Raw genomic sequence first — 18343 nt, forward strand, 5'->3', positions numbered from 1 at the left:
AAAAAACCCGACCGTTAGACCGACAGCTGACGTCTGAATTCAACAGGCGTCAGCCTTTTTAATTTTCGTTGTGGTCGACTTTGGTTGTAGAATTGAATATATTCCTCAATTCGCCTTTGTGCCTCATCCACACTTCGGATATCATAAGGGTAGAGCCCTTCCGTTTTGAGATGCGAGAAGAAGCTCTCCATCGAGGCATTATCATAACAGTTGCCTCTCCGAGACATGCTGATTTGGGCGCCAACCTTCGGCAACATGTCGTGGTAAGCGTAGGACGTGTACTGGAATCCCTGATCGCTGTGAACGATCAGTCCAGTCACGTCTTTCGTCTTTTTAAAGGCTTTCTCAAAGGTCCGTAGGACCAACTGATTGTCGTTGCGAACTCCAATGTGGTAAGCCACAATCTCATTATTAAACAAATCCTTAATAGCAGACAGGTAGAGCCACGTATCCGCGACACGATACTGTGTGACATCGGTTACCCATTTTCGATTAGGTGCATCCGCTTTGAAATTCCGCTGCATCACATTCTCAGCGACTCGTCCACCTTCGGTTGAAGCATAGTGACCTCGATATTTGCGGCGTATTCGAGAACGGAGCTTCATTTCTTGCATCAGACGTAGTACCTTCTTATGGTTGACCCATACCCCGTGATCTCGTAAGAGAAACAGCTGGGTTTGTCGATACCCATATTTACCATCATACTTCTTATAAACTACTTTGATGAGGTCTTTCACGGGCTTGTCCCGGTCCGCTTGTTGCCGTTTCAAGTATGCATAGTATCCACTTCTTGAGACTCCAAACAGCTTGCAAAGTTCACTAGTCGTATACTCACCAGCTACTTGCTTGATCGCCTCATACTTATGGGCTGCACCTCCCGCATCCAGATTTTCAAACACTTTTTTAGCATCGAGTTCTCTCGTTTTAGCTTTTTAACATATCGATCTTGATCAACATATTCTTCACGTCTACCTCGTTGATCCATCAACCCAAATTCGCCTAACTGTTTATATTTTTTCATCCATACTTTAAGCCGGTGGCGGTCCGGAATCCCCAGATGCTCCATGATTCGACGGTATGTCCATCCTTCTTCGATATGCAGTCGTATGGCTTCCACCTTTAATTCGTGAGAATAACTTCTAAACGTTTGCCCCTTTTTCACCATAAAAAATGCACCCCTTAAATTTCATCGGATTTACCAGGGGTTTAATCCAATGTCCATTCTAAGGGGTGCACTTCACTCCGCAGGAGGGCTCTTCTCATTTTTTCATCGACATATGCAGCTTTTCGACAGTTTTACAGTTTTTATGGCTCCGTCCCATTCCACCTTCAAGCCAAGTGCCGAGGCGAGCTCTCGAGCGGGAGCATATGCCGTCCCGGACTCAATCGTTCCGTTCAAAGCAAGCCCATTTACGCTGACCTGCTTCGCCGCTGGATTCCATGCAGGAACCACTCCAACCGCTTCCGCAACCGCTCGAACAGGCAGGAGGGAAACTCCGTTTTGGAGATACCCCTGAGCCGAAAGCCGAACTCCGTTTATTTCAATCGTTACCTTCTGAGGCAGCGTACCTGCAGCGATTGCCCTTTTCAACCCATAAACTTCAGCAAGCCCGGTTACTATCGCTCTTGCACACGCACGCCGGTACGTATCGCTCTTCAACAGCTCAGCTTCTTCCCTATTGGTCATAAACCCGCACTCGGCGAGGATCGCGGTCATGTTTGTTTCCCGCAGCACATGGAAATTCTCTGCTTTGACCCCGCGGTTCTTCCGGCCGGTAGCGAGGACAAGCGCACGCTGAACGGCTTCGGCCAGCTTTACGGCTGCGGGAGGCCGCGATGTGTAGACAAACGTCTCGATGCCGTTTGCGTCGTTCCAATCATTCCCGAAGGCATTTGCGTGAATGGAGACGAATGCATCTGCCCTCCAGGCGTTGGCCTTGTCTGTGCGTTCCTGTAACGGCACGTCCCGGCTGCCGTCGTCAGCGTGGGTAAACAGCGTCTCTACCCCATCGTATTGTTTCAATTCATCACGGACATAACGGGCGACCACGCTGTTGAAGTGGAACTCCCGCATGCTGTCGTCCGGCGTTCGCTTTCCCGGTGTTTCCGGGCCGTGTCCTGCATCTATCGCTATCTTCACGACATATCACCATCCCCATACTTTTCCTTCTCCTGTCTCCGCTTGATGGCTCTGGCCAGCTTGTGTTCGATCTCATCCGAAACGGCATTCATCGCCCACTCCGGTACCCACTTTTCCCAACCAGCTCGAACCACATTGGCCGTCATGCTTTTCCAAATGTGCAAGCCGAATGCCGCAATCAGAAAACCAAAGCCAATCCCCGGTGTTCCGATTACCGTATCGATCAGGTGACCTACTGCCGGCATGAAGAGCAGGAATGCTGTCCGAAAAGCCCCGTTGATTCCGTATTCGGATGCGTAAGAACCATCAATTTTGGAGGCCCTGTATCCCGCTATCCAGTCCATGGCGATCAGAAAGACGTACCATGTCATGATTAACATCCTCACGGGATTTTCTCCGTATAAAAAATGAAAAGCCGAGATACAAGCGGCGCCAGCTGCACCAGATACGATTGAGTCTTTCATGCTTATCATCCCTCCCTTAGGAAAAAAAGTCGGGGAGCCGCAGCTCCCCATAAAAAAACGCCTTCACTCGTAGTTGAGGAATGGCGTCCGCTATTGTTGTTCAACTTGTGCGGCTAAAAGCTCGGCAACCGGAGCTTGATATTCTTCCGGAAGCGTCTCAATCTCGCGGCGTCCGGCTTTGATCAAATAGGCGAATACTTTTACCATGTAAGTCGCAACCATCGTTACATCCCTTCCTTCGTCGTCTTGAGTTCTTCCCGTAATGCTGCCAGTTCCTTTTGCTGCAAAAGTGTCTGCTCGTATAAAGCGGCAATCGCTTCATAAGCATCAGTCAAATCAGGATTCGTCTCGACCTGCTGCCGAAACCGAAGCTCGGCAAGATCCGTTTGCTTAATGTGCTTTCCCATCGGCTTCCTCCCTATTCGTAGCTTACACCAAATCCGTCAATTTCAACGGGACTGAATGAGCCGTTCGCTTCGATGGTAACCTTGATGTTCAGCCCCCACTGTATAGCCGTCTTGTCCTTGTTGACAAAGTCATAATACGAGCCTTTGAGGAAATAGGACGTGATATCTTCCCATTGCGGGAGAGCATCCATTCCATTGTTGGTCGCTTCGACCTTGAGTTTCGCCGGTGTCTCTGTCGTCACTGCCTCAAAATAGTCAAGTGAAATAACGGTTCCGGACGATTCTTTATTTTTCTCCATAAGGGCCTGAATTTTGATGTTGTGCGTGCCATACGGAAGGTCCAGTTTTTCGTATAACGTTCCGTATTCCGGATCGATGCTGGCTGTGTACAAATCAACATCTCTTACTGGAATGCCGTTGATATAAACTCTGGCAATCCCGCAATTGCCATGCTTCGCCCCAACCCACCTGATGCCATTTCCGGTAAATGTAAACTCAACCGTCCCCGCAGCTGTGACACCGGTGTGACGTCCGCCAATGTCGTAGCCAGGAAGAGGCGAATCCTCCCAAACTCCCGTGTAGCTCAGCCGAACGTCATTCTGTTGTATGCGTTCTACGATCGAAGAGGTCAAAGGAACGGTACGCACAGCGTTGAGCACCAAACGCTTGACAACATCACTGGTTACAATTGGCTTCTTTAACTCGAATTGAAGCCTGTCCCCAATCCGGACAGTACTGGGGGTGTTAATCGTAGCCTCTCTACTGCGATACGGAAATTTCAAGGCCAGATTTTCCCCTGTCCATCCCGGATCTTTCCCGATTTGCTTGTATTCCTCCTCGGGAACCTCATAAACGCGTATTCCATCAAAGAATGCGTACTGCCCACCGATGCCTTCAACCATCAATTCCAGATCAACCGTGGTGTCGTAAGCAGGTTTTGCTTTAAACCACTCGAACTTGTAATGGACCTGGTCCGTAACACCAGCCGACTCCCCGACGCCATACATTTTCAGGCATGCCTTTTTGGCATTGCCGTTTTTCACGTAGCCTCCGACAAAATAACAGCTTCCGCCGCGAAGCGACACTCGTTTGTAAATGGACCCGGATGACTTTCCTGCAGCTATGGAAACCTTCATGCTGTTGATGCCGACGACTTTGCCGTTTGCATCCAGAAGATGCGATGCATCCTTGACGCCCCAATCAGTCGTATTCGGCATGCAGCCTGAAGTCCCTAATTCATTTTTGAGCTTGCGTTGGTTCGACCAGTCCCCCATCGTACCTGTGGTAGCATCGATCCCCGCTACTCGCCAGTAGTACTTTTTGCCTTCGACAAGATCGTGTTGCGGCATAAAGCGAACGGTGGTATAAGTTGCTGGTGAAACAATATCGACAGTAATTTGATCAACCCAAAACTCAGTATTGGCCGTATTGGCTCCGCTCGTATATGCCCGTACATACAGGACGTCGCAATCCTGTGGAACTGTCACTTCATCCATATACGTTTCATACTTGGTCGTAGCCCCACTGAGAACGATCCCGTTGGTGTTCATCACAATCGTCGAATCCTTCTTTACGCCGAGAAGATCAATGTGGATTTGGGCACCAGAGTGTAAACGAATGGCGAAAACCGTTGCCTGCAATTTCAGTCTATCTCCCGGTTTCCATCCCTTCAATTCCTGCAAAACGCCAAGAGGAGCAGTACCACTATTGTTAATGACCCGCAGTGCATTATTTCCGGTCTTTGGTGTTGCGGCCATGTCGACGTAGTCATTGACTCCCTTCGTTCCCTGCAAGCGCCAAAATGCACTCGGAACATTTCCGCGATCCCCCGCGAATGAAGAGTCCACTACCAGTTGTTTTCGATAGCGGACACCCTCCGCTGGGAAAGCTGTCCATGACTCACCGTCGTACACCTCCCAGCCAGTCCGATCAACCGATGTGTCGAATAACAGCGTTCCTACCGTAAAAGCTGCATCCTCAGCGATTTGCAGTTGATAGTGCTGCTTGTCTCCTTCGCGGTCATTGTTGATCGCCATTTCAAAAACAGGGCGTTTTCCCTCTCGTACATTTTCCGTCGGTCCTGTAATCATGGGCGGTTTCGGAGGTATGTTTGTGATCAGGAAGTTTTCTGCTGACATGTCACTCCACATGACGGTGGAGTCGCTGCCGTTCATATACCATCCGTACACTTTGCCCGGCTCAAGGATGCCTTCGGGAACATCATAGCGGTTTGCTGTCCCCATAATTTCCCCTGAGTCATGAACGACCCCATTGGTTGCAACATCGCGAATATAGATGCGGAAAGAGCGCTGCCCGTGCCCCTCAGGATCACTGTACGTCCATTCGAGCCGCGGCGTTTCGTTTGTTCCGTATGGGAAGGTCCTTGTACCAATAGGAGACTTTGGCGTAAATACCGGTTTTTTCGTCGTCCGGAAATATTGATAGTTGGTGAAAGGACCGACGGCACCATAACGGTCCCATGTCCTCACACGCCATGCATACAGTTTGTCTGGAGACAGTTTGCCCGTCGGTACGATTACGCTTTGGGCTCCGCCTGCGACCTTTCCGCTGTTCCACACCGCGATGCCCGTATTGGTCCCATCCATCAGGTTTATCTCGTACGCCGATTGGGAATCGCCTGTCCCGTCAGGATCGCTGAATACCCAGCTAAGCGTTGGCGTGAGGGTTGATTGGACGGAAGGCGAAGCAGATGTGCCGGCTGGAGTCATGCCCGTTGAGCCGTTTGGCGATCGATTTAGTTTGAAAAAGTAATAGTTTGACCAGTCGCTCGATGCCCCGTAACGGTCATAGGTCCGTACACGGTATTTGTATAAAATGTTGTACGAGAGATTATCGGCTGATAAAACGTTGTAATACTGATAACCTGATGATTGGTACTTTGAAACAACGACCGCGTTGGTCGAAGAATTCACAATTTCAATATCAAAGGCAGACTGATAATCGCCTGTATTGCCATCACTGAACGTCCATGCCAGTTTTGGCAACAGCGTATTTGACACGACGGCAGGGGAGGAAGCGGATGTTGAGGCACTCGTTCCGTTTACGGTAAAGCCGGACGATGGTCTGTTTGGGTTAACATTTAGGCTGATCGTAAACAGCTTTTTTGTGCTTGGCGATGTTGACATCGTGTCTTTTGTAGCGGTAGCAACCCCTCCCGCCGAGGTCGATTCTGCCAAAGAAGGTACAGCAAATGCGGTTAAAGGAGTTGTGGTAACGGAACAATTGGTATAAATATCAAACGCCTTTGCGTCAAGGTTGATATCATAGACTTTTTCATGCCAAAAGGTACTGCCAGAATACGCTTGCGAATAGAGATAAATGACGATTCTCCGGGTGTTTGCCCGCACGGCAAGCTTACTGTACGAATCGCCGCTATGGGGCTCTGTAAAAATAATCGCCCGAGGTACATAATCGTAGTATCCGTTTGTGCGTTTAGGCACCGAAATGCCGGTACCGCCGTCACTGACGGCGGTTCCAATATTTCTTGTGCTTCTTGAGGAGTAGCCCCCGTTTACTACCACAGCTCTCGAACCGTCACCTTGCAAATCAATTACTTGGCCATTCGCCCAGCCGGTATACGTAGATTTCCAGACAGTTTCAGAAGTAATGTTGTGGACATTCTCCAAGAAGTTAATGGAATCGTAATCCCAATGAAAGTCCTTATACTTTACATTTCCAAGCTGAAATTCGACGGGGGAAATAAAATATTTGCATGCACTATCATTCAAACTTGCATTGTCATACAACAGAGGAACTGTAGTTGCTGCGTCAAAGTATTGCCTAAGGGTTCCATTCGCATAATTATGCGAACTCTCTGTATACTCCGCTTGCAAGAAGCCTACTGCTAAAGTCGGCATATCCCTTACTCTCCTTTCCTGACTATTTCAGCACCACTCTTTTTGCCGTTGAATCAAACACCCCGCTCCACAGCCTGATATCGCTGATTTCACGAAAGGTTTCGATGTATATATTCGCATTCACATTGTTCAGAGTGGCTCCCTTGAGGGTCTCCAGCTCGATGGCCAGGTCGACGATATTGCGTTCATCGTGCACAGCTCGTGTATTCAAGCTGAAAATATTTGCTTGGACATTGGCAAATTCCGAATCGATTAAGTCAAAGTTTCTGTTGATTTTGCCAGCCCCCGACATCAGGCTATCGGGAGCGGCTGGGTCAAGAGAAATTCGTCCATTGGTTACCGGCATGTACACATCCTCCTTATGATGTATGAACCATCAGATTTCGCGCTTTGGGCGTCACGACCGGCACGGTCGAGCTTTGTTTGATCCGTACGCGAAGCTTGGTGGAAGAGGCAACCGTTTTTTCAAACTTCAATTGCGTAAAATCGGCGTCAATCGGTGTCTGTGCAACTGCGCTGCCCATACTCGTCCATGTTTTGCCGGCATCCAGGGAATATTCGACTGTCTGACTCGTACCGCTTGGCGTACTCAGTTCCACATAAACGGTAATTCTCGTAAACGGTGCACTCGTAGTAATCTCCCGGCTTACATACATTCCTTCCGGCTTGTATCCAAGAGCGATAGCGCCGACATTCTGTTGAACGACTGGAGAAGAGCCCTTTGATTTCAATAAAGCCCGGACGTGAATCATGTCAGTCGGTTGCCCAAGCTTGGTGACATCGATCTCGTCCAGCGCGTACCACGACATCTCATCAGTTGAGTATTGCCATTGCAGTTCAGCCTTTTGCGGAACGAGCTGGCTGCTGGCAAGCACGAGCTGAGTAGCCTGGGATACTTCCATCGGACGGAACCGCAAAATGCCGTCACTGGTAAACTTCGCGCCATACAGCCGAAATTTCAAATCCATATCCTGGTGGGCTGTCCACGCCGAACCATTGGACGAGGAAAACAGCAATCCAACATCATATGGCTGACGTGCTACTGGTTTCTGTGTTATGAGGTCTTTTGCTCCCATTCGGGCGACAAAAGCTCTGTACTGCGAGGAAGGGGTCAGCAGGACGATGGCATATTCCGTGTTAGCTTGCAGCAGGACGGGGTCGGGGAAGGTTACCTTCGTTGCCGTGGTGCCGTTGTTGGAGATGTTCACCTGATCGGGATTCAACGCGACGGATGTCAGAACAGTCATGGACGGATAACCGTTTACGACTGTTCGCAGCTGCACCGTCAGATCGGCTGCCGGATCCTTTGTTGCCAAAAACAGGTCCACAGCAGTGATATATCGCTCCTCCGTCAGGATAAACGTCTGCGCCAGCGGGTCCGTCAAACGCCAGGATGGTATCTGCCAAAATGTCTGTTCAATGACCTGTTTGCGGCCTATTCCGACATAGGATGCCTTTGCTTCGTTTTGCTTGGTAAACATGTTCTACACCTCGTTCCATAGATAGACTTCACGTGTTCCCGTACGGACATTAGGAGGAATCATGAACTTGCATGTGAACCGGCCATTCTTGTCCGCCCGGATAGTATTTGGCAACGTCCCTGCCAATGTTCCGTTCAACGGAACCAAGTGGACCGGGATTCCGTCAAATGTCCCTTTGATATTGTCGCTGAACGGCTCAAAGCCCTCGCCAGATACCGTAATCTCTCGCTGCCTGATGTATGGCACGTTCTCGTCCAAAATCATTTTTGTTTCCGTTCGTGTCGTTCCGGTAGTCCGCCAGTCGGCCCACCATCCCCACACCTTCTTGGTTACGATAGATTCTTCGACCCATGTATCGTGAGAGGGGGTCAGACGGATCGTCGCCAAATTTCCAAACACCTGGTAAGGGTTCACGTTCATGGCCTCGGTCGCATACGTCTGATCGATCAGCACTTCCTCCTTGTAAGGCAGTGTCACCAGCCTTTCATGGAATCGAACCGTAGATGCCTGCTGCTCGACTTGCAGTTCAACAAACGTCTGCTCAAGCGGCAACTGCACCACCTTCTCCCTCGGATTCAACATGGCATCAAAAAGGGGGTGCGTCACATCCGCCCGTTCAAAGTTTGTAAAGTTATCAGTGAAAATTCCTTTTTTCAGGAGAGTGGGGTCGGAAATCTGGGCTTGTCTGTCCAAGTCGGCGATGGCTTGGTTGTACTCCGCCCGCTCCAGACGATCCAATAACGATCGGAGCTCCAACATGGTTAACCGTTTCGGCTTCCGGTTGGTCACTACGACCGCATCGGAGTTGGGAGGCAGATATATTTCTCCCAACTCCAGGACATCAGGGGGCGACGATGGCGGATAAGGAGAGATGTCTGACTGACCGTGAATTACCTTCACTTCGCCCTCAAATGTTAGATAGTAAACGTCCTTGCGAGCCAAGTAAAACTCATACGTCGTCTGGAATGTCGTCCCTACGACCGGTTTGTCTCCGCTTAGCCATTTGATGCCGTCGTTCTCCAATTCCACATCGGTTCCTTCGACCATTACTTTCGTATACCGATACGTAACCGTGTAGGAGGTGCCTCCGGCTGGTTCGGCGCCAGCCAGGGACCAGTCCACTGTATCTCCGGAGAGTTGAAAGTCAACGCTCTTCTTGTACTCGGTGCTTCCCGCCCTCACGGAAACGATGTCGACGACAGGCGTTTTCGGCAACATATCGGAAGTGCCCGCCACGTTGCCGCGTGTGATCGTATCGGTTCGCTCAACTGTCGCAGTCACCTGGCGAATAGCCTTCACCGGCTTGGTATTAAGCGGATAATAGCTTGTTCCAGCGAGGTACGTCTTCGTTTCATTGACCACCATTCTCGTATCCAACGCCTTCGGTATGGATACTCGAATCGGAACGAGCTTGTCAATCTGATAGCCGAGAACATATGCCCGTCCGGCATCGACCACCAGCGTCACATTTTCAGCATCCTTCGGCTCGATATAACCATCCATGCCGGATACCAAAAAGGAACCGTTCGTATCATAGGTACGGCGTGCAAAGACCGGTGTAAAGCCTTCTAACTCCGGCGGAAGTTTCGCTGTCACCAACTCCCCGTCCACCAGTCGAAACATCGGCGTCGCCGCTTCATCGTTTAGTGTCCACGCCGGTTCAATGATAGTTCGCTGTCCACCGGGCATTCCGTAATTGGAAAACCCAACCGCTGGATCGTACAGGGTTGGGTCATCTTCGTAAGTGAGGCTTCGTGTTTCGACTCGAAGGCCGATGCTCTCCTCTCCCGCCCCGCTGATGGTCAGCGTTGTTTCCGGCAGATCATGGATGATGCCGTCCAAATACACGCGGGCGGGAGAGATGCGCAAAAGTGTTTTGTCTGCACTAATATAAAGTTGACCGCCGTCGATAATATGGCCGGCACCAAAAATCACATCGCCAATCTGCTTGTCCCTGAACAGCGACATAGCCTGCAGTTCATTCAGTTCGGCGGTTTGAATCCGTCTGCCACCGACAAAATCGATAGACTTCCATCGTTTCGAAGGATCAAAGCGATTATAAACCTGTTTCATGATAAACCTCCTTTACAGCTCCAGAATGTACTCGATGCTTTCCCGGTTTGTCGCTTCTCGCTCAACAGGCGATTGATTGGTAACCGTTAACAAAAAGCCCAAGTCAACGATTTCATCCATGGTTGCAACCTGTTTGTTTACCGGCAATCCTTGAGCGAGGAGTGTCCCTGCATACACCCCTGTTTGACGGTATGTGCAAAGCGGAAACTCGTCGTATCGAAGCCACGCCTGAATATAAACCCACCGGCAATCGGTGGCCCGCGCTTCCTCCTCGTCGATGATTCGCCATTTCTGCCCAACCTGTTCGATTGTCCCGTTTGTGTCGTCGGGCAAGACGAATCTCACCTGGTCGGCTCGTTTGAGAGCCACAATTTCGGAGATCGTTTGACCGTACTGCACATCTGGAACAATCTCGGGCGAATGGCTGTCCCAAGGCGAAGTTCTTCCTACCGCTATAAAGACTTGACCGTTTCTGACCAGGTTAAAGGCCTGGAACGTTTTCATCCCTTTTACATCGCTTGTTTTCGTAGCTATGGGAAACACCCCCTAAGTCGTTATCGATACATTGCTTTTTTGTATCCGTAATGTTTGAGTCAAATAGGTCGCCTGTTCAAGAAACGTGATATTTGGCGACCACCAGCTTTTCCGGTCGCACCCGGCAGTATGGAGGGCGTACTGTTCGACGTGATGACTCGACTGCTTTTCATTGCCGCTCAAGTCATCGTCGGTCCTGTCTGGCATCGTAACGGCGGTGTACAGGTTCATGCCTGCCCGAGAAGTTCCACGTTGATACTCTACGTGATGGGACAATGAAACGGAAAACAGGTAACGAAATCCGGCCAGACCCATCAGTGCGACAAGACCACGGGCAATAGCCAGTGTTTCCGGTGTCGTATAGATAACAGACGACAACGGAGAAAACTCCCAACCGTCTGCAAGCACTCCCGATTCCGACAGTTCTACCCCCGCCTCCGGCATCAGCCTATACGATTCCTGCAAGCCGAAGCCTTGCGTCTTGAGTGTCTCGACGCTCATCGTTCCGTTTGACCGCAGCTTGGCAAGCAACTCTTCATCGTCTTTGGCGTCTAATTCTTTTCTCCATAACTCACGTGACGCATCTGATTGCAGATGGACAAAAAACGCCTTCCACAGTTCGCCGTCAACGTCCGGAAGCTCTTTTCCCGCTGCATCCATGATTGCCCGGATATGACGACTCTTTCGGTAGTATCCGGGCAAATAGACCATTAATTTGTCACCTGGTGTGCTCATTCGATCGTCACCACCGGATCTATTTGAGCATCAGGGAAAAGAATCACGTTTTCGGTCGGCGTGACCATGGATGCGTCCGCTGCTCCTGCGTTGATAACTGCCGACAAAATTCTGGCTGCGTAAAGTGTTCCGCCTACGCCGATTGTTCGGGTATAATCCAAAATCGCTTGTTTCGCTTTCTCGGCTTCAATCCCAATCGCCTGAACAATGATCGGTACCGTTTGCATGCGAACGCGGCGTACAACTGCATCCACTCCGCTTGGCTTGCGCCGATTGATCTCTTCCTGCACTCGCTCCACCAGATCGGGGATTGTGCCGCCCACGACGACGTCCACTGTGCCAATACCTCTTGCCATGTCTATTGCCTTGGCGTAAGTCGTACCCGTCACTTTGAGGGCCCACCGAACATAATCAGCTTCCGCTCCGCCACGCTCCGGGTTTCTCTTCTGCTGAAGGATCCGCTCACGCAAAGATTCGTCCGATTCTCCCGGCGCCCGCTTTAGACCATGATCTTCCGCAATCTGGTCCAGATACTCTCCTTTGGCAGTTACGGCAAAGGCTTGTTCCAATATCTCCCGGAACTTTTCCTGTTGAATGAACAATTCAAGGGCAATGGGGGCCAGTGCATCGTAAATGATCGATCCTTCGCTTTTATCCAGATCATCCGGGGCTGCTTGCAGCAAGCGATACAAGATTTCTTCAAAAGATTCCGACTCGATTCCCTTTACTGCTTTTACTGTTTCAGACATCGATCACCATCTCCACCGTTCCGTCTTCCACAATCAATAAAAAAAAGATTTGTAACGTATTGCCGCTCCACCGGAATGAAAACTTCTCGCACCGCTCTACCCCAAACAGATACTCAACTGCCTCCCGGACCAACCGTTTGGCTTCCGCCTGCTTCCATTCCCTTGTGCCATCGCCGCGGATTAGCGTTTTTAGCTCATTGCCGTAGTCCGATGAGTAGATCGGGAAGGTGTAGCGGTCAGTCATGAGCGCTTTTTTTACGTTTTGTATCAACGCGGCCTCCCCCTCAATAATGGAAGGCTTCCCTCCTGGACGGAGCACAAAATCTCCTGCATCAAAGTCAAACGCATATGTTCGCAATACAGGGACAATCGGCTTTTTTCCTTCTGTTCCCGGGTTTTCTACCCGGGTCATTTCCGGGAATATACTCATAACCCCACCACCCGGTCCATAATGTAGTAAGCTGAATTGACGGAAAGAACGAGGACCTTATCATCCGGCTTCAGAACGTCCTCAAACTGCATCTCTACATAGCTGTGCTTGTGCGATGTGAAAGGGGCAGCCAGATCGTCCGTATCCAAAAAGTCCTCCCGTTTCGCATCTCCCAGGTCTCGCTCGGCCATCTCTTGATGGCTGATGGTCACAATGCGTTTGTGGCGTGTCAAATGTTCCGCCACCGTGAGGAATTCCTTCCCGAGTGGAACAGACATGCCGTCAATCAAGATTTTCAAATCGGGTGGAGGTGTTAATACCGTAGCCAGTTCGATCCTGATCTCTTTCGGAGCTGTTTTGAATGTTTTGCTTCCTTGGTCTTGACCAAGATTCGATAAGGCATACGCCAGCTTTTGGAATCCATTCACCTGCCGCTCACCTCCATCTGCAAATCCAATTTCATTTCATGATAGCCAGGCCGGATCGTATGGCTGTCGCCAAAAACAGTGAAGATCCCGGAAAGCTTGGTCAGCTCCTCGTATATCTCGATCCGCGTACCCGCGATAACATCATCGATCCCGAGCGCTGTCACGGAAGCCTGCTCCTTCACGCGGCTCAGATTCTCCAGCTCTTGTTTGGCTATCGAGATTTTGTTGTCGCGATCTTCGTCTTGTAATTCGATTACTTTTACGAGGTGACCATACCGCTTGGCTTTGGCGGAGTCTACTTCATCGTGAAGAACAGAAACGTATTCACTGTCACTTCCGATGACTCTCACGACCGTTCTCATTTCTGCTATCGATCGTTTCCGTTCTGCGCTTAGCAGGTTGCTGCCTTGCTGCAATGTCCATTGCTTGGTTTGGCCGCGCTGTGTACCCACAAATGCTTTTCCCTGATCAATCCAGCACCAGTAGCGGATTCCCGATGAACGGTACACCTGATTCAAAATGTCCGTTACCGCATCCCATACGCTTTTTCCGCGAATCGTTTGCTTTTCGACCGGAGGCATCTTGCCGATCCCTCCCACCGGTATCCCGCGCTGCTCAAAAATACGAAGGAGAAGCTGATCGGCTGGTTCTCCTGTGGTCACGACAACGACATCGTTGTTTAACAAGAAGAAACCGAAGTCATAGGCAACCGGATTCAGATCACCCTTGGACGTGATCCCCAAATCAACAACCATACCCGTAAACAGAGTGCGTGGCGAACCTGATACGTACGATATCAATTCCATTAGGTCGCCTTCTTCGATAGCTGCGTCTGGCCAAAACCGGTCTCGTCCGTTATTTGTTTTGACCGCGAGCGTTCTTTTTGCCTCCTGACGGCTTCCAGACCAAGTTGCTTCCGTAAAAGGGAGTCGAACCGCCTGTTGGCCAGGCTTTTGAAATTGGATTTCATAATGGTACCTGGGCAGCATCCGGATCTACTCCTTTCCCTTTGACTTCGATCTCGAGAGATATTTTTCAACGAGAGTTTGCTTCTCATCACTCGTTTTTTTTGTAGAGGAAACTTTGGCTTTTTTCGTATCCGGGCGTTTGCCTTTCCCTGTCGTTTGGAAAGGGATATTCACGGAGCGGCTCTCCAGCGTAACGAACCGATACTCTTTCAGCGTTAAGCTGAATTCAATATCAAAGCCATTCCACTCGTAACTGAAATCTCGGATGGTGACAGGGACATTGATGTCGCTCCCGGTCACCGTAAAACGAATCGGGTATCCGGTGTTCTTCCAGCGCTTGATGGTCGACACGAACTCTTCTGGCGAGGGGAAGCCGTCGTAGTCACAAAATCCCGGATCGTATTGATCAGGCCAGATTGTCGAGAATGAATACTCCTCCAATTTTGGCTCACCAATGATCGTGGCTTCTCCAATAGCTACAAGGTCGATATCTGTAAAACCGTGTCCGGTCTTTACCGATATAGTCGCCGGAATGACGGGCAGCCGAAGCTTTTCCGTGTTGTTGTTCCAAGTGAGCCAAAACTCAAGATGCTTGGTTTTCATCTCACCTACCTCCAATGAAAAAGACGCCCCTCGCATGAAGAGCGTCTTTTGGTATTTACTTGTATTTTACTGCGGTGCCGTAGCCAGTGTGCAAAGCCCCACTGAGACTGTACCTAAAACAAATTACAGCATCTGCGCCTTGCTCTTTAGCCTTTTCCCCGACTAAATCAATGATAAAATTAAAGTCATTCGTAACTTTGGGGGATGTTACCATAACGGTCCCTAATGGTTCATAGTCCCTGTTTAATCGATCAGAGGTTATCACTAAGATACGTGACTCATTATTTGTTTCTTTCTTTCCGCCAAATATACCCATACACAATACCCTCCTTAGTGGAAAATATTCTATACAGGAAAAATTTTACCTGCCATCCATTCTCCTAGCATTCTTCGTTCAACACTAGCCGAGATTAATTTCCATACCGTGTAACTTCCTCAGTACGGATTGAGAGGCAAACAGCTATTTTTCCATTTAATGGGTAAGCCCCTCAATTACTTTTTCTCAAAAAAGTAATCTTCAATACTTTTAGTCCCAGCCGCTGCAGTCCCAAGTTCGGTATTTCCAAACCTCGCCGTAGCAATTAGGGTACCGAATCCTTTCCCATTCGGGTTCTTATCCGGCTCGTGAATAAACAGCCAAACTGCTTCGTCCGTTTGATATTTATTCCGGATGTCCAGAACAATCTTTCTTAGATCTGATTCTTCCGACGCACTCGTTGTTATACGCAAGTGCCTCTGCGATTTATCGCTTTGTTCGTCTGCGATCGAATATGGAGGGACGTCCTCCACTTCATAGGCTTGAGGCTTTACCGTCTCTTTACTGTTTACATCTATGTTCGCCCCTACGATTGCCAAAACCAATGAAACCACTGCGTACATCAACATCCGCTTGGCACTCCCCGTTTTTCTCACCATGTTTATGACCGCCATAGTTATCAAAACAAGAAAAGCCAAAATACAAAAAATCGCCAGCGCCTTCCACATAGAAGAGGCCCCCTTAGTTTTAAAAATGGTTATATTCGTTATAATAACCATTTTTCTGAAGGAGGTCTATTTACTCAAGAGCAACGGTGCCGGTTCCTGATAAAACATGATGTAATCTCTCAGCTATGGTTTCGGCCATTTGTTCAGCCAACTGATACAGATCCTCTTTATCGTTCATGTTTTTGGCCTGCAACGACACTTGAATGGTTGGTCGGAAATCAACATACGTTGGACTTGGGCCAGATTGACTCCCTTTGCCTTGCGAAATTTCGCTGTTAGCCAAAGAAGGTGTGTAGCTGGGCACTTGACTAAAGCTGCTTTCCATCGCATTTACCAAAGAATCATCTGCTGCATGTATTCCTATCGCCATCGTCTCGGGAATCGCCATACCGCTTTCAGTCAAACGCGAGAACGGCCCCAGTTCTGCATCTGAGTGAGGGAGAAATTGATCTGCCCATTGAAATGCACTTTGGAGAGCCTCTGCAATCTTGTTTTTGACCGACAAAATTCCGCTTACGATCGTGGTAATTATTTTTTGCCCGCTCTCAAACAAACCGCTGATCCATCCGCCAAACCACCCGTCTATCGTCGTGAAAGCATTGAAGAAGGTGGTCTTAATCGTTTCCCAGGCACCGGACCAATCCCCTGTCAAGAACTGTATAAACCCTGTGAAAATTCCCTTCCAAAATTCAATTAACATGGTGAAGTATGCAGATAAGCCTTCCCAAATGGCTAAACCTACGCTTTTGATCAATTCCCATGCTGCTACTAGATAAGTGCTAACCATTTCCCAGTTATCGTATAACCACCATCCTGCCGCTATCAGCGCGATAACAGCCGCGATAACCAAGAGAATAGGCCACAATGCAGTCAACGAAGCTAACCCAAAGCCGCTCATAACCCCTGTCATTGCTGTAAAACCCTGTGTCAGTGGTATCCAAATCGTCGCCAAGAACATCAACGGACCAGCAAGCAATGCCAAGGCAGCAACAAGCATCAGAAAAGACACCGCCACCTTTGTAATGAACGGGTGCTCTTTTGTAAAAGCCCCGATACCATTGGCCAGCTCTGTTATTACTCCAACAATGGGCTTTACAATATCCAGCACGGTAGCACCGATTGGTTGGAAAGCAAGCTTCATCTCATTTGCCATGGCTCGCCATTCGTCCTTTACCTTGTCTGTGATTTCTGCCGTTTTGCCCGCAAAATCCTCCAGTGGACCTGCATTCAGCATTGCAAGAGTAGCATCGCGTCCCAGATCCGCATACGATCCTTTAAAAATGGCTGACATGACGTTGTCTTGTGCAGCTTGATCCTCCAGCGACATAATCCCTTTTGTAATAGCCGCGATGGCTGATTCAGCTTCTTTCCCTCCGGATTTGATTTGATCCAGCATAGAAAACAGCTTCTCTTCTCCAAATATTGGTTTAAGAGCCTTCAAAGCGCCTTCGTCCAGTGCCTTGTTCAAATTTTTCCCAAACCCTTGTTTAAACTCTTCGCCCAGACTACTGAAGTTAGATGCCCCTGCTTCTGTACCCGCTACAAACATGCCCATCATTTTTTCCGCGCTCATCCCCGCCTCTTTGAAAAACGGGGAATACTTCGCAATGGTATCCAGCATATCGCCAGCTTTATCCCCGACTCTGTTGTAGGCCGCAGTGATCAAATCAAGGCCTTTGACCGGGTCTGTGCCCCACTGCTCTTGCATCATTTCCAATGCTTTTGTAACATTGTCCTGATCAAGCTTGCCGTAGGAGATCTTCTCCAAAGCCAGCGCTCCCCCGGCTACCTTTTCGATTTCCTGATCGGTCCCTTCCAACAGCTGCCGGAATCGCCCAAAAGACTCGGTTGCCTCTCGCGGAAATTCAACCAGCCCGGAGGTATACAACCCGTAAACAGACTTGGACATAGCTTTCATTTCCGCATCTGTTGCGCTTACTTTGGCCTGTAGAATGTCTACGGCTTGCTCCATGTCATAGGCTGATGTTGCAGCAGCAGATAAACCAGCAGTTATTATCTGCCCAGCAGTTGAGAGAATACCTCCTAATTCTTTCATTTTAGTGACAGCTTTCTCCATGGACTCTAGGGATTTCGCTGCGTTTGCTCCAGCCTTCCCCGAGTTTTGCAAAGCCCGATCCAAATGGTCGATCTTCTTGCTGTCAACAGAATCAACTGCTTGTTCGAACTGGATTATTTTATTGGCTGCTTTTGCCGCCTCAAGATGAACCTGGGTAAAGGCAACGGACACATTCACAATGGAAATGTGGGTAAAACGACTGATGGTCCTCCCGAAACCAGAAGCTGCATCATCCACTATTTCCAATAAATCAAGGATGCTGTTCAAGCTCTTCATGAAAGAGGAGAGCTGCTTAGGCGTATTTGCCTGTATTTCGAGACTTGTACTGTTTCCCACCGGCTACCTCCTCCTCCCTTTCATACGTCGTCCTTTCGTTCGCTCCATTTTCTCGG

The 18343-nt window shown here is 49.3% G+C and carries 20 protein-coding genes; all 20 read right to left on the reverse strand.

Annotated features, from left to right (window positions below):
- Positions 1-14: 14 nt before the first annotated feature.
- The gene (locus V5G20_RS01125) at positions 15-899 is read right to left on the reverse strand and encodes an IS3 family transposase (RefSeq protein ID WP_155808033.1); all 885 of its coding nucleotides are present in this window, start codon (positions 897-899) and stop codon (positions 15-17) included.
- The gene (locus V5G20_RS01130) at positions 839-1165 is read right to left on the reverse strand and encodes a helix-turn-helix domain-containing protein (protein WP_024985204.1); all 327 of its coding nucleotides are present in this window, start codon (positions 1163-1165) and stop codon (positions 839-841) included. The genes V5G20_RS01125 and V5G20_RS01130 overlap by 61 nt, the downstream gene beginning before the upstream one ends.
- 102 nt (positions 1166-1267) lie before the next feature.
- On the reverse strand, positions 1268-2140 hold the full coding sequence (locus V5G20_RS01135; RefSeq protein WP_243014945.1) for an N-acetylmuramoyl-L-alanine amidase: 873 nt from the start codon (positions 2138-2140) through the stop codon (positions 1268-1270).
- Positions 2137-2511: a phage holin family protein gene (locus V5G20_RS01140; protein ID WP_003392684.1), complete on the reverse strand. Its 375-nt coding sequence runs from the start codon at positions 2509-2511 to the stop codon at positions 2137-2139. The genes V5G20_RS01135 and V5G20_RS01140 overlap by 4 nt, the downstream gene beginning before the upstream one ends.
- Positions 2512-2694: 183 nt before the next feature.
- Positions 2695-2826: a CD1375 family protein gene (locus V5G20_RS01145; protein WP_255320353.1), complete on the reverse strand. Its 132-nt coding sequence runs from the start codon at positions 2824-2826 to the stop codon at positions 2695-2697.
- Positions 2827-2828: 2 nt separating this feature from the next.
- The gene (locus V5G20_RS01150; protein ID WP_122959012.1) at positions 2829-3011 is read right to left on the reverse strand and encodes a hypothetical protein; all 183 of its coding nucleotides are present in this window, start codon (positions 3009-3011) and stop codon (positions 2829-2831) included.
- Between the two features lie 11 nt (positions 3012-3022).
- Positions 3023-6889 carry a hypothetical protein gene (locus V5G20_RS01155; protein ID WP_338463031.1) on the reverse strand — a complete coding sequence of 1289 codons (3867 nt, stop codon included), beginning with the start codon at positions 6887-6889 and terminating at the stop codon, positions 3023-3025.
- Positions 6890-6911: 22 nt separating this feature from the next.
- Entirely contained in the window at positions 6912-7235 is a 324-nt protein-coding gene (locus V5G20_RS01160; protein WP_122959010.1) for a hypothetical protein, read from the reverse strand.
- A 13-nt stretch (positions 7236-7248) separates the two neighbouring features.
- Positions 7249-8370: a choice-of-anchor R domain-containing protein gene (locus tag V5G20_RS01165; protein ID WP_243014947.1), complete on the reverse strand. Its 1122-nt coding sequence runs from the start codon at positions 8368-8370 to the stop codon at positions 7249-7251.
- 3 nt (positions 8371-8373) lie between these two features.
- Positions 8374-10443 (reverse strand): DUF4815 domain-containing protein, encoded by a 2070-nt coding sequence (locus V5G20_RS01170; RefSeq protein WP_243014948.1) that lies wholly within the window; start codon positions 10441-10443, stop codon positions 8374-8376.
- 12 nt (positions 10444-10455) lie between these two features.
- Positions 10456-10947, reverse strand: a complete 492-nt coding sequence (locus V5G20_RS01175) for a hypothetical protein (protein WP_327956142.1) — start codon at positions 10945-10947, stop codon at positions 10456-10458.
- 42 nt (positions 10948-10989) lie between these two features.
- The gene (locus tag V5G20_RS01180) at positions 10990-11712 is read right to left on the reverse strand and encodes a hypothetical protein (protein WP_122959006.1); all 723 of its coding nucleotides are present in this window, start codon (positions 11710-11712) and stop codon (positions 10990-10992) included.
- On the reverse strand, positions 11709-12461 hold the full coding sequence (locus V5G20_RS01185) for a baseplate J/gp47 family protein (protein WP_122959005.1): 753 nt from the start codon (positions 12459-12461) through the stop codon (positions 11709-11711). The genes V5G20_RS01180 and V5G20_RS01185 overlap by 4 nt, the downstream gene beginning before the upstream one ends.
- Positions 12454-12891 carry a DUF2634 domain-containing protein gene (locus tag V5G20_RS01190; protein ID WP_122959004.1) on the reverse strand — a complete coding sequence of 146 codons (438 nt, stop codon included), beginning with the start codon at positions 12889-12891 and terminating at the stop codon, positions 12454-12456. The genes V5G20_RS01185 and V5G20_RS01190 overlap by 8 nt, the downstream gene beginning before the upstream one ends.
- Complete coding sequence (locus V5G20_RS01195; protein ID WP_327956144.1) at positions 12888-13319, reverse strand: DUF2577 domain-containing protein; 432 nt, start codon at positions 13317-13319, stop codon at positions 12888-12890. Before V5G20_RS01195 ends, V5G20_RS01190 begins: the two co-directional genes overlap by 4 nt.
- Positions 13316-14308, reverse strand: a complete 993-nt coding sequence (locus V5G20_RS01200; RefSeq protein ID WP_422387988.1) for an XkdQ/YqbQ family protein — start codon at positions 14306-14308, stop codon at positions 13316-13318. The genes V5G20_RS01195 and V5G20_RS01200 overlap by 4 nt, the downstream gene beginning before the upstream one ends.
- A gap of 6 nt (positions 14309-14314) precedes the next feature.
- Positions 14315-14890, reverse strand: a complete 576-nt coding sequence (locus V5G20_RS01205; protein WP_243014952.1) for a hypothetical protein — start codon at positions 14888-14890, stop codon at positions 14315-14317.
- A 55-nt stretch (positions 14891-14945) separates the two neighbouring features.
- Positions 14946-15206: a hypothetical protein gene (locus V5G20_RS01210; RefSeq protein WP_122959000.1), complete on the reverse strand. Its 261-nt coding sequence runs from the start codon at positions 15204-15206 to the stop codon at positions 14946-14948.
- A 176-nt stretch (positions 15207-15382) separates the two neighbouring features.
- Positions 15383-15874 (reverse strand): hypothetical protein, encoded by a 492-nt coding sequence (locus V5G20_RS01215; RefSeq protein ID WP_122958999.1) that lies wholly within the window; start codon positions 15872-15874, stop codon positions 15383-15385.
- A 70-nt stretch (positions 15875-15944) separates the two neighbouring features.
- Positions 15945-18287, reverse strand: coding sequence for a phage tail tape measure protein (locus V5G20_RS01220; protein ID WP_255320355.1), 2343 nt, complete (start codon positions 18285-18287; stop codon positions 15945-15947).
- Between the last annotated feature and the right edge of the window lie 56 nt (positions 18288-18343).

Origin of the sequence: Brevibacillus borstelensis, assembly GCF_036700025.1 — a bacterium.
Taxonomy (GTDB): Bacteria; Bacillota; Bacilli; order Brevibacillales; family Brevibacillaceae; genus Brevibacillus; species Brevibacillus borstelensis.